At 72.1% G+C, this 11,581-nt stretch carries 9 protein-coding genes; 4 read left to right on the forward strand and 5 right to left on the reverse strand.

Features of this window, described 5'->3' with window-relative positions; all coding sequences use genetic code 11:
• The first annotated feature begins 59 nt into the window (after positions 1-59).
• Positions 60-827 (forward strand): polysaccharide deacetylase family protein, encoded by a 768-nt coding sequence (locus AB0L59_RS11270; protein WP_365582186.1) that lies wholly within the window; start codon positions 60-62, stop codon positions 825-827.
• A 94-nt stretch (positions 828-921) separates the two neighbouring features.
• Complete coding sequence (locus AB0L59_RS11275) at positions 922-1,362, forward strand: SRPBCC family protein (protein ID WP_365581727.1); 441 nt, start codon at positions 922-924, stop codon at positions 1,360-1,362.
• A 130-nt stretch (positions 1,363-1,492) separates the two neighbouring features.
• On the opposite strand, the gene AB0L59_RS11280 is transcribed toward AB0L59_RS11275, so the two are convergent.
• From AB0L59_RS11280 to AB0L59_RS11300, 5 genes are all read right to left on the reverse strand, one after another.
• Entirely contained in the window at positions 1,493-2,644 is a 1,152-nt protein-coding gene (locus tag AB0L59_RS11280; protein ID WP_365581728.1) for an XdhC/CoxI family protein, read from the reverse strand.
• A gap of 48 nt (positions 2,645-2,692) precedes the next feature.
• The gene (locus AB0L59_RS11285; protein ID WP_365581729.1) at positions 2,693-4,159 is read right to left on the reverse strand and encodes an NCS2 family permease; all 1,467 of its coding nucleotides are present in this window, start codon (positions 4,157-4,159) and stop codon (positions 2,693-2,695) included.
• 207 nt (positions 4,160-4,366) lie between these two features.
• A complete protein-coding gene (locus AB0L59_RS11290; RefSeq protein WP_365581730.1) occupies positions 4,367-6,751 on the reverse strand; it encodes a molybdopterin cofactor-binding domain-containing protein in 2,385 nt (794 codons plus the stop codon).
• Between the two features lie 5 nt (positions 6,752-6,756).
• Positions 6,757-7,341, reverse strand: coding sequence for a (2Fe-2S)-binding protein (locus AB0L59_RS11295; RefSeq protein ID WP_365581731.1), 585 nt, complete (start codon positions 7,339-7,341; stop codon positions 6,757-6,759).
• On the reverse strand, positions 7,341-8,234 hold the full coding sequence (locus tag AB0L59_RS11300) for a xanthine dehydrogenase family protein subunit M (protein WP_365581733.1): 894 nt from the start codon (positions 8,232-8,234) through the stop codon (positions 7,341-7,343). Before AB0L59_RS11300 ends, AB0L59_RS11295 begins: the two co-directional genes overlap by 1 nt.
• Positions 8,235-8,576: 342 nt before the next feature.
• Between AB0L59_RS11300 and AB0L59_RS11305 the strand changes: the two genes are divergently transcribed.
• Together AB0L59_RS11305 and AB0L59_RS11310 are read left to right on the forward strand one after the other, a co-directional pair.
• Positions 8,577-10,250: a PucR family transcriptional regulator ligand-binding domain-containing protein gene (locus tag AB0L59_RS11305; protein ID WP_365581734.1), complete on the forward strand. Its 1,674-nt coding sequence runs from the start codon at positions 8,577-8,579 to the stop codon at positions 10,248-10,250.
• Positions 10,251-10,417: 167 nt separating this feature from the next.
• Positions 10,418-11,185 carry a hypothetical protein gene (locus tag AB0L59_RS11310; RefSeq protein ID WP_365581735.1) on the forward strand — a complete coding sequence of 256 codons (768 nt, stop codon included), beginning with the start codon at positions 10,418-10,420 and terminating at the stop codon, positions 11,183-11,185.
• The last annotated feature ends 396 nt before the right edge of the window (positions 11,186-11,581 follow it).

Here is an 11,581-nt window from a genome sequence, read left to right on the forward strand (position 1 = left end):
GTCACCGCATGCCTCTTTCGAGCGACAAGATCCCGACACCGAAGCACACGACCAGGAAGATGCGCGGAACGGCCCGGAGGTTGCGTCCGGCCGCGCTCGCCCCGGCCGCCCTCGGCCTGGCGCTCACGCTGTCCGGCTGCGCCCAGGTCGACACGACCGCACCCAGTACCGCGCGTGCCGCGGCGGCGCACGGGGCACCGGCGAAGCTCGGGACCGTCGACTGCCGCGAGGCCAAATGCATCGCGCTCACCTTCGACGCGGGGCCGAGCGAGAACTCGGCGCGGCTGCTGGACATCCTCAGGCAGAAGAAGGTCCCGGCCACCTTCTTCCTGCTCGGCAAGAACCACATCGAGAAGTACCCGCAGCTGGTCAAGCGGATGGCCGCCGAGGGCCACGAGGTCGCGAGCCACACCTGGGACCACAAGATCCTCACGCAGATATCGGACGCCCAGATACGCGAGGAGCTGAAGCGGCCGGACGACGCGATCGAGCGGCTGACCGGGCGCAGACCGACGCTGATGCGCCCGCCGCAGGGTCGTACGGACACCGCCGTGCACCGCATCGCCAAGGAGGAGGGCCTGGCGGAGGTGCTGTGGAGCGTGACCGCCAAGGACTACACGACCGACGACTCCAAGCTCATCACCAAGCGCGTCCTCGACCAGGCGTCCCGCGACGGGATCATCCTGCTCCACGACATCTACGCGGGCACGGTGCCCGCCGTGCCGGGCATCATCGACGCGCTGAAAGCACGTGGATACGTTTTCGTGACGGTGCCTCAGCTACTGGCACCCGGCAAGGCGGAACCGGGCACGGTGTACCGGCCCTGACACCCGTTCCGACGCCCGTCGACGCCGTGGTCGTACGCGGGTGGAGCGGGGCCGCACGGACGGCCGCCCGACGCCCATTGCCTACGATCGTGCCGTGCCGACCTTCTCCTTCGCCCGCACGGCGCCCCTCCCCCTCGACGAGGCGTGGCGCCGGCTCACCGAGTGGCCCCGCCACGCCGACGCCGTCCCGCTCACCCGGATCGAGGTGCTCACCCCGGAGCCGACGGGCGTGGGAACGCGTTTCGTCGCCCGCTCGGGCCTCGGACCGCTCACCTTCGACGACGTCATGGAGGTGACGGTCTGGCTTCCGCCCGCCGACGGCGAGGGCGGCCTGTGCCGCCTTCAGAAGCGCGGCCGGGTGGTCCTCGGCTGGGCGGAGATCGAGGTGCGCCCGGGGCCCGGCGGCCGCAGCCGGGTGGTGTGGCGGGAGGAGTTGCGCGTGCGGTTCCTGCCCCGCGCCTTCGACGGCGTACTGGAGCGCACGGCCCGCGCGATGTTCGGACGCGCGGTGAACCGGTTGCTCAGGCGGACGTGAGCACGGCGGGGTCCGACGCACGCTGCCGGCGTCGGTCCGGAGCCCGGCAACGGGAGGGGCACCGGACTCGAGGTGGACCGGGTCGGCGCCCGGGCCGTTTCGAGATCGGGCCCGAGACGGCGGAGGGAACTCAGGCCACGGAGCCGATGCGGCCGTCCGGTACCACTGTCGCGTCGCGGTGGATGGGCGTGTGCGCGCCGGTCAGCGACACGCCCGAACCTCCCCGCCCGTTGGCCACGATCTCGGCGGCGATGGACAGCGCCGTCTCCTCCGGCGTACGAGCGCCCAGGTCGAGGCCGATCGGGGAGCGCAGCCGGGCCAGCTCCAGCTCGGTGACGCCGACGGCGCGCAGCCGCTCGTTGCGGTCGAGGTGGGTGCGGCGGGAGCCCATCGCGCCCACGTAGGCGACCGGCAGGCGCAGCGCCAGCCGGAGCAGGGGGACGTCGAACTTGGCGTCGTGGGTGAGGACGCACAGGACGGTACGGGCGTCGACGTCGGTGCGCTCGAGGTACGTGTGGGGCCACTCGACGACGATCTCGTCGGCCTCGGGGAAGCGGGTGCGGGTGGCGAACACCGGGCGGGCGTCGCACACCGTGACGTGGTATCCGAGGAACTTGCCGACGCGGACCAGCGCGGACGCGAAGTCGATCGCGCCGAAGACGATCATGCGGGGGGCGGGGACGGAGGACTCGACCAGGGCCGTGACCGGGGCGCCGCAGCGCGAGCCCTGCTCGCCGATCTCCAGGGTGCCGGTGCGGCCCCCGTCCAGGAAGGCGCCGGCCTCGGCGGCGACGGTGCGGTCCAGCTCGGGATGGCCCCCGAAGCCACCCTCGTGGGAACCGTCCGGGCGGACGAGGAGGGCCCGGCCCCGCAGCGCCGCCGGTCCCTCCACGATCCGCGCGACCGCCGCCGCCTCCCCGCGGGCGGCGGCGGCCAGCGCGGAGGCGACCACCGGCCGGGCGGGACCGTCCGCCCGGACCGGCATGACGAGGATGTCGATGACGCCGCCACAGGTCAGGCCGACGGCGAAGGCGTCCTCGTCGCTGTACCCGAAGCGCTCCAGGACGGTCTCGCCGTCCTCCAGCGCCTGCCGGCACAGCTCGTACACGGCCCCTTCCACGCATCCGCCGGAGACCGAACCGATGGCCGTGCCCTCGCTGTCGACGGCGAGCGCGGCGCCGGGTTGCCGGGGCGCGCTCCCGCCGACGGCCACCACCGTGGCGACGGCGAAGTCACGTCCCTGCTCGACCCACCGGTTCAGCTCGTCGGCGATGTCCAGCATGTTCGGCCTCCTGATCGGGTCATGGGGATGCGTGGCGGGTTGCGGGCGTCAGTGCACGCCCAGCAGCGTCCGGAGTGGATGCAGCGAGAAGTAGACGAGGAAGAGCACCGTCAGGCCCCACATGAAGCCGCTGATCTCCCGCCACTTGCCCTGGGCGATCCTGATGACGACGTAGGAGATCACACCGGCGGCGACACCGGGGGTGATCGAGTAGGTGAACGGCATGATCACGACGGTCAGGAAGACCGGTATCGCGACGGAGCGGTCGCCCCAGTCGACGTGGCGGGCGTTCATCATCATCATCGCGCCGATGGTGACGAGGGCGGCCGAGGCCACCTCGCGCGGCACGATCGCCGTGATCGGTGTGAAGAAGAGGCAGAGGGCGAAGAACCCACCGGTGACCACCGAGGCCAGTCCGGTACGGGCGCCCTCGCCGACGCCGGTCGCGGACTCGACGAACACGGACTGCCCGGAGCTGCCCACGACACCGCCGACGACACCGCCGGCACCGTCGATGAAGAGCGCCTTGGACAGACCCGGCATACGCCCCCGGGAGTCGGCGAGGTTGGCCTCGGTGCCGATGCCGATGATGGTGGCCATCGCGTCGAAGAAACCGGCGAGCACCAGCGTGAAGACGATGAAGGTGACCGTCATGTAGCCGACGTCGCCCAGGCCGCCGAAGGACACCTTGCCGATGAGCGAGAAGTCCGGCATCGACACGGCGCCGCCGTGCAGTGCGGGGCCCTCGCCGTTGGCCCAGGCCTTGTCGTCGACGAGGCCGGCCGCGTTGACGACCACCGCGAGAACGGTTCCGGTGACGATACCGATGAGGATGGCGCCCGGAACGTTGCGGGACTGCAGCGCGAAGATGAGCAGCAGCGTGACGGCGAAGAGCAGCACGGGCCAGCCGGCGAGCTCACCGGCGTTGCCCAACGTGACCGGGGTCGCCGTACCGGCGTGCACGAACCCGGCCTTGACCAGGCCGATGAACGCGATGAACAGGCCGATGCCCATGGTGATGCCGTGCTTGAGCGGCAGCGGGATCGCGTTCATGATCATCTCGCGGAGGCCCGTGACCACGAGCAGCATGATCACGACGCCGTAGGCGACGCACATGCCCAGGCCCTGTGCCCACGTGAGGCTCTTGGTCCCCATGACGAGACCGGCCAGCACGCCGGAGACGGAGAGTCCGGCGGCCATGGCGAGCGGCACCTTGCCGACCCAGCCCATGAGGAGAGTGGTGGCCGCCGCGCCGAGCGCGGTGGCCGTGATGAGCGCTTTCTGGCTCAGCGAGTCGCCGGACTTGTCAGCGCCGCTGAGGATCACCGGGTTGAGCAGAAGGATGTACGCCATCGCCATGAAGGTGGTGACGCCACCGCGGACCTCGGTCCCGATGGTGGATCCTCTTTCGGATATGTGAAAGTACCGGTCGAGCCACGACCTGCCGGCCGGCGGACGCGAACCCGCGCCCGCGTCTTCGGCGGTGTTCGTGGGCTCCACTGACTGCTGGGTCATGGGGCCATCTCCCAAGGTTCAAAGGGGCACCCGTGCAACCGCCCTGACGGCCACGGGATTTGGGAATGGACGACCCGGGGGACGGCCCGAGACGAACAAGGGGTGGTACTTCAAGGACCGCGAGCGGTGCGGAGCTCGAAGGGGGGTTCCTCCGGGCGGCGCGGCGGAGTGTGTGACGTTCCCTGCGCCGCCCGGAGAGCTTCGGTGTTACGCGGTCCCCGTGAGGTGCTCGGGTCGCACCGGAGTGCGGTTGAGCTCCAGCCCGGTCGCGTTCCGGATCGCCGCGAGGACGGCCGGGGTGGACGACAGGGTCGGGGCCTCGCCGATGCCGCGCAGCCCGTACGGGGCGTGTTCGTCGGCGAGTTCGAGCACGTCGACCGGGATGGTCGGCGTGTCGAGGATGGTGGGGATCAGGTAGTCCGTGAAGGAGGGGTTCCTGACCTTGGCGGTCTTCGGGTCGACGATGATCTCCTCCATCACCGCCACGCCCAGGCCCTGGGTCGTACCGCCCTGGATCTGGCCGATGACGGAGAGCGGGTTGAGCGCCTTGCCGACGTCCTGGGCGCAGGCCAGCTCGATGACCTTGACCAGGCCGAGTTCGGTGTCGACCTCGACGACCGCGCGGTGCGCGGCGAAGGAGTACTGGACGTGTCCGTTGCCCTGGCCGGTGCGCAGGTCGAAGGCCTCGGTCGGGCGGTGCCGCCACTCCTCCTCGACCTCCACGGCCTCGTCCTCCAGGACGTCGGCCAGGTCGGCCAGGACCTCGCCGCCGTCGGTGACGACCTTGCCGCCCTCGAGCAGCAGCTCGGCCGTGGCCCACGCGGGGTGGTAGGAGCCGAACTTGCGCCGGCCGATCTCCAGGACCTTCTCGCGGACCAGCTCGCAGGCGTTCTTCACGGCGCCGCCGGTGACGTACGTCTGCCGGGAGGCCGAGGTCGAACCCGCCGAGCCCACCTGGGTGTCGGCCGGGTGGATGGTCACCTGGGCGACGCCGAGCTCGGTGCGGGCGATCTGCGCGTGCACGGTGACACCGCCCTGGCCGACCTCCGCCATCGCGGTGTGCACGGTCGCGACCGGCTCGCCACCCACGACCTCCATGCGCACCTTGGCGGTGGAGTAGTCGTCGAAGCCCTCGGAGAAGCCGACGTTCTTGATGCCGACCGCGTAGCCGACCCCGCGTACGACGCCCTCGCCGTGCGTGGTGTTGGACAGACCGCCCGGCAGCTGCCGTACGTCGGCGCCCTCGCTGGACTCCCACTGGCGCTCCGGCGGCAGCGGCATCGCCTTGACACGGCGCAGGAGTTCGGCGACCGGAGCCGGGGAGTCGACCGGCTGCCCGGTCGGCATGACGGTCCCCTGTTCCATGGCGTTGAGCTGCCGGAACTCCACCGGGTCCATGCCCAGCCGCTTGGCCAGCTTGTCCATCTGCGCCTCGTAGGCGAAGCACGCCTGGACCGCGCCGAAGCCGCGCATCGCGCCGCAGGGCGGATTGTTGGTGTAGAGGGCGATGGCCTCGATGTCGACGTCGTCGATCACGTACGGGCCGACCGACAGGGAGGAAGCGTTTCCCACGACCGCCGGGGAGGCGGAGGCGTAGGCGCCGCCGTCCAGGACGATCCGGCACTTCATGTGCGTGAGCTTGCCGTCCTTGGTGGCGCCGTGCTCGTAGTAGAGCTTCGCCGGGTGCCGGTGGACGTGCCCGAAGAAGGACTCGAAACGGTTGTAGACGATTTTCACCGGCTTGCCGGTGCGCAGCGCGAGCAGGCAGGCGTGGATCTGCATCGACAGGTCCTCACGGCCACCGAACGCGCCGCCGACGCCGGCCAGCGTCATGCGCACCTTGTCCTCGGGGAGGCCGAGGACGGGCGCGATCTGGCGCAGGTCGGAGTGGAGCCACTGGGTGGCGATGTAGAGGTGGACGCCACCGTCCTCCTCGGGGACGGCAAGGCCGGACTCGGGGCCGAGGAAGGCCTGGTCCTGCATGCCGAAGGTGTACTCGCCCCTGACGATGACGTCGGCGCGCCCGGCCGCCTCGTCCGCGTTGCCGCGGATGATCGGCTGGCGGTGGACGATGTTGGGGTGCGGGACGTGTCCGGCGTGGTGGTCGTCGCGGTTCTCGTGGACGAGGACCGCGTCCGGCGCGGTCGCGGAGGCCTCGTCGGTGATGACGGGGAGTTCCCGGTACTCGACCTTGATCTTCGCGGCGGCGCGGCGGGCCGTCTCCGGGTGGTCGGCGGCGACGATGGCGACCGGCTCGCCGTGGTGGCGTACCTTGCCGTGGGCGAGGACCGGGGTGTCCTGGATCTCGAGCCCGTAGTTCTTCACCTCGGTGGGCAGGTCGTCGTACGTCAGGACGGCGTACACGCCCGCCGTGGCGAGCGCCTCGGAGGTGTCGATGGAGACGATCTCGGCGTGGGCGACGGTGGAGCGCAGGATCTGGCCCCACAGCATGTCCTCGTGCCACATGTCGGACGAGTACGCGAACTCGCCGGTGACCTTGAGGGTGCCGTCGGGGCGGAGCGTGGACTCGCCGATGCCGCCCTTGGTCTGGGAGCCCTGCGTGATCTTCGTAGGAGCGCCGTTGGTCGGCATGTCTGTCAGACCCCCTCGGACTGGCGGGCGGCCGCGAGGCGGACCGCGTCCATGATCTTCTCGTAGCCCGTGCAGCGGCACAGGTTGCCCGACAGTGCCTCACGGATGTCCGCGTCGGACGGGTTCGGGTTGCGCTCCAGGAGTTCGTCGGAGGCGACGAGCAGGCCCGGGGTGCAGAAGCCGCACTGGACGGCGCCGGCGTCGATGAACGCCTGCTGGATCGGGGAGAGTTCGGTGCCCTCGCCGGTCTGCGAGTCGGTGCCGCCCTTGGCCTTCCACTGCTGGGCGTCCTGCAGGGTCGTACCGCAGGCGCCGGTCGCGCAGCCGCCCTCGGCACGGTCCTTGGCGAAGTCCGCCAGGCCCTCGACGGTCACGACCTCGCGACCCTCGACCTGGCCGGCCGCGACCAGGCAGGAACACACCGGCACGCCGTCCAGGCGCACGGTGCAGGAACCGCACTCGCCCTGCTCACAGGCGTTCTTGGAACCGGGCAGGCCGAGGCGCTCGCGCAGGACGTACAGCAGCGATTCGCCCTCCCAGACGTCGTCGGCCTCCTGCGGACGTCCGTTGACGGTGAAGTTGACACGCATTACGCAGCTCCCTCAGAGGCGCGGCGGGCGCCGCGGTACGACTCCCAGGTCCAGGTCAGCGTCCGGCGGGCCATGACGCCGACCGCGTGGCGGCGGTAGCTCGCGGTGCCCCGGACGTCGTCGATCGGGTTGCAGGCGGCCGAGCACAGGTCGGCGAACTGCTTGGCGACCGACGGGGTGATGATCTTTCCGTTGTCCCAGAAGCCGCCCTCGTCCAGCGCCGCGTTCAGGAACTCCTCGGCGGCCTTGGCCCGCACCGGCGTGGGCGCGGCCGAGCCGATGCCGGTGCGCACGGTCCGGGTCTCGGGGTGCAGCGCCAGGCCGAAGGCGCACACGGCGATGACCATGGCGTTGCGGGTCCCGACCTTCGAGTACTGCTGCGGGCCGTCCGCCTTCCTCACGTGCACGGCGCGGATCAGCTCGTCGGGCTGCAGCGCGTTGCGCTTGACGCCCGTGTAGAACTCGTCGATCGGGATGAGGCGGGTGCCGCGGGCCGCGGACTCCACCTCGACCTCCGCGCCGGCCGCGAGGAGGGCGGGGTGGGCGTCACCGGCGGGCGAGGCCGTGCCGAGGTTGCCGCCGACGCCGCCGCGGTTGCGGATCTGCGGGGAGGCGACCGTGTGCGAGGCGAGCGCGAGGCCCGGCAGCTCGGCACGGAGATCCTGCATGATCCTGGTGTACGGGACGGACGCACCCAGTCGTACGCTCTCCTCGCCGACCTCCCACTCGTAGAGGTCGCCGATGCGGTTGAGGTCGAGCAGATGCTCGGGCCGGCGGTGGTCGAAGTTGATCTCGACCATCACATCGGTGCCACCCGCAATCGGCACAGCGGTGGGGTGCTCGGCCTTCGCGGCGAGCGCCTCCTCCCAGCTGGCGGGGCGAAGGAAGTCCATGACCGGCTCTCTTCTTCGTCTCGTGAGTCGTACAGATTGAGCCAATCCGTGTGCGGCGGGCCCGGCTCGTTCATGTCCTGTTTACGCGGAGTGGACTCAGTACACCGCCCCGCGACCGGCGGGGTCAGTCACCGAAACCATGAAGGAGTTGGCTGGCCACGGCAGGCATCTTGTAGATTCGTATGAACGGAGGTCATCGGTAACCCCTCCGTTTTCCTGGAGAAACGCAGGAAACAGCGCGGAGACCCCGGAGAGTGCCCTGTGCGGCCCCGTGCCGGGCCCTTCTCCCGCCACCCTCCAAGATCCATCGTAGGTTTCGAGACAAAGAACGGCGGCGAAGAGATGCGGCTGCGCGCACTTCTGGACACCGATGCGCTGGGCCTGCGGCTGCTCGGCGGCGAGGAGGAGCTGGACCGTTCGGTGCGCGGGGTCATGACCACCGACCTGCGCGACCCGAGCCGCTACCTCTCCGGGGGCGAGCTGGTGCTGACCGGGCTGGCCTGGCGTCGCGACGCCGCCGACTCCGAACCGTTCGTACGCCTCCTGGTGCAGGCCGGCGTGGCGGCACTCGCGGCCGGTGAGGCGGAGCTGGGCGATGTGCCGGACGACCTGGTCCTGGCCTGCGTCAAGCACCGGCTGCCGCTGTTCGCGGTGCACGAGTCGGTGGCCTTCGCCACGATCACCGAATATGTGGTCCGGCAGGTCTCCGGCGAGCGCGCCGGGGACCTGGCGGCGGTCGTGGACCGGCACCGGCGGATGATGACCTCGGGCCCGGCGGGCGGCGGCCCGGACGTGGTCCTGGACCTGCTCGGCACCGACCTGGACCTGCGCGCCTGGGTGCTCTCCCCCACCGGCCGACTGATCGCCGGCTCCAAGGTCGCCGGCCCGGCGCTGCCCGCGCAGACCTGCGCGAAGCTCGCCGCCGAGCACCTGGCCGCCACCCGCACCGGCCGGCGCGGCCCGCACCGGATCCTGCTGGGCGGCACGACGTACTCGCTGTTCCCGATCCGCTCCTCCGGCCGCTCCCCTCAGGCCGCCCGCGATGTGCGCGAGTCGGTGCTGTCGGACTGGCTGATGGCCGTCGAGGCGGACGCCGGCGACTGGGCCGAGGAGCGCCTGGACCTGTTGCAGGGCGTCACCCAGCTGATCGCGGTCGAGCGGGACCGCCGGGACGCGGCGCGCACGGTGCGGCGCCGGCTCGCCCAGGAGGTGCTGGAACTGGTCCAGACGGGTGCCGCGCCGGCCGAGATCGCGGCCCGGCTCAGGGTGGCCGCCCCGGTGCTGCTGCCCGGGCTCGGCACGGCCCCGCACTGGCAGGTCGTGGTGGCCCGCGTGGAGTGGGAGGGCGGCGAGGTGGAGGGCGGCCCGGTCGCCCAGTCGCTCCTGGAGGAGGTGCTGGTCGACCCGCTGGCGACCGGCCCGGAGCCGTCCGACCGGATCGCCGTCGCCCACACCGGCGACGAGGCGATCGCCCTGGTCCCGCTGCCCGCGGTCCCCTCCGACCAGGACGGCTCGGAGACCGGGCTGCTGGCCGATTCCTTGCTGCAGTCGGTGCGGGAGACGCTGTCGGCGGGCCTGAACGACGACGGGCGGCTGACCCTCGGCGTCAGCGCGGCCGTGCACTCCGCGGAGGGCCTGCGCGGCGCCCTGGAGGAGGCCCGGCACGCCCGCCGGGTGGCGGCCGCCCGCCCGGGCCGGGTCTGCGCTGCCGGGCACCAGGAGCTGGCGTCGCACGTCCTGCTCCTGCCCTTCGTCCCGGACGACGTCCGCCGCGCCTTCACGGCCCGCCTGCTGGACCCGCTGAAGGACTATGACCGCCGCCACCGGGCCGAGCTCATCCCGACCCTGGAGGCCTTCCTGGAGTGCGACGGCTCCTGGACCCGCTGCGCCACCCGGCTCCACCTGCACGTCAACACGCTGCGCTACCGGGTCGGCCGGATCGAGCAGTTGACGGGGCGGGACCTCTCGCGTCTGGAGGACAAGCTCGACTTCTTCCTCGCCCTGCGCATGAGCTGAGGTCAGCAGGGGCGCGCGAGGGCCAAACCCGGTCACGCCCGCGCCCCACGACTTTGTGAAATCTTTCACCCACCCTCTTGGCCCGGCCCGCCGATTGGTGCTGGAATGCCGCCACCACTCAACAGCTCGATGGCGTGCTCGGGGAGGGCAACGTGGCGCATACCGCCATGTCTGGTAACGGAACGACCGCCGGTGACGATCCGCTCCAGACCGCGGTATGGCGGTTGCGCTCGCGGGCCTGCTGGGCGGACGCGGCGGCCCTGCTGCCGCCCGACACCCCCGCCACGGCCCTGCAGCGGGCCGCACTGCTGGTGGAGCGGTGTCTGTACACCGAGCGGGGCTGGGAGGACGCGGAGGACGCCCTGCGGACGGCGGAGGCGCTCGCGCACAGCGACGAGGAGCGCGGGGCCGCCGCCTGCGAACGGGGCCAACTGGCCTACACGGCAACGCTGCACGCGGTACGGGACCGGGCGGACGAGGCGCGGGCCGCGCTGGGGCGGGCGGCGGCGCTGATCCCTCCTGGGGCGCCCGGGCGGGCCCTGCTGGACTTCCGCCGGGGTCTGATCGCCGAGAACCTGACCCGCTCTCCGCAGGCGGCCCGGGCGGCCTACCGCCGGGCGCACGCGGGCGCGGCCGCGCACGCGGACCCGCTGCTGCTGTCCTTCACCTGGCGCCACCTCGCCGGACTCGCCCTCCGGGACGGCGAGTTGACCGAGGCACGGCACGGGTTCGCCGAATCCCTGCGGATCCGCGAGGAGTTGGGCTACCTGGTGGGCACGGCACCCGCGCTGGCCTCCCTGGCGGACGCGGAGTCCGAGCCGGAGGCCTCACGGCTGCGCGAGGAGGCGCGACGGCTGTTCCGGCTCCTCGGGGGCGTACCGACATGGCTGGCCCGGCAGTTGACGCCCCCCGCTCCCGGCGCGGCCACGGCGTAGGGACGGCCGGACACCGACCGGTCGAGGGGGCGGGGGCTCGGCGCGGGGCGGGGAACCGTCTGCCGTCTGCCGTCTGTCGGGCGCGGGGGCGGGAGACCGTCTGCCGTCTGTCGGGCGCGAGGGCCGCGGTGCGGGGGGCGGAGACCGTCTGCCGTATGCGAATGCGGGGGCTGCGGCGGGGAGCGGAGGCGCGGGGCCGGAGGACCGTCTGCCGTCTGTCGGGCACAGAGGCGGCGACCGGCTCCGGCGCGGGGACGGGAGACCGGCCGTCTGTCGGGCACAGAGGCGGCGACCGGCTGCGGCGCGGGGACGGGAGACCGGCCGTCTGTCGGGCACAGAGGCGGCGACCGGCTCCGGCGCGGGGGCGGAAGACCGGCCGTCTGTCGGGCACAGAGG

It is taken from the genome of Streptomyces sp. NPDC052109, assembly GCF_040680195.1.
Taxonomy (GTDB): domain Bacteria; phylum Actinomycetota; class Actinomycetes; order Streptomycetales; family Streptomycetaceae; genus Streptomyces.

Excerpts from the sequence above, each read along its gene's own strand:
- AB0L59_RS11280 (WP_365581728.1), bottom strand. The coding sequence starts at position 2,644 with ATGCTGGACATCGCCGACGAGCTGAACCGGTGGGTCGAGCAGGGACGT.
- AB0L59_RS11290 (WP_365581730.1), bottom strand. The coding sequence starts at position 6,751 with ATGCCGACCAACGGCGCTCCTACGAAGATCACGCAGGGCTCCCAGACC.
- AB0L59_RS11295 (WP_365581731.1), bottom strand. The coding sequence starts at position 7,341 with ATGCGTGTCAACTTCACCGTCAACGGACGTCCGCAGGAGGCCGACGAC.
- AB0L59_RS11300 (WP_365581733.1), bottom strand. The coding sequence starts at position 8,234 with ATGGACTTCCTTCGCCCCGCCAGCTGGGAGGAGGCGCTCGCCGCGAAG.
- AB0L59_RS11270 (WP_365582186.1), top strand. The coding sequence starts at position 60 with ATGCGCGGAACGGCCCGGAGGTTGCGTCCGGCCGCGCTCGCCCCGGCC.
- AB0L59_RS11310 (WP_365581735.1), top strand. The coding sequence starts at position 10,418 with ATGTCTGGTAACGGAACGACCGCCGGTGACGATCCGCTCCAGACCGCG.
- AB0L59_RS11285 (WP_365581729.1), bottom strand. The coding sequence starts at position 4,159 with ATGACCCAGCAGTCAGTGGAGCCCACGAACACCGCCGAAGACGCGGGC.
- AB0L59_RS11305 (WP_365581734.1), top strand. The coding sequence starts at position 8,577 with ATGCGGCTGCGCGCACTTCTGGACACCGATGCGCTGGGCCTGCGGCTG.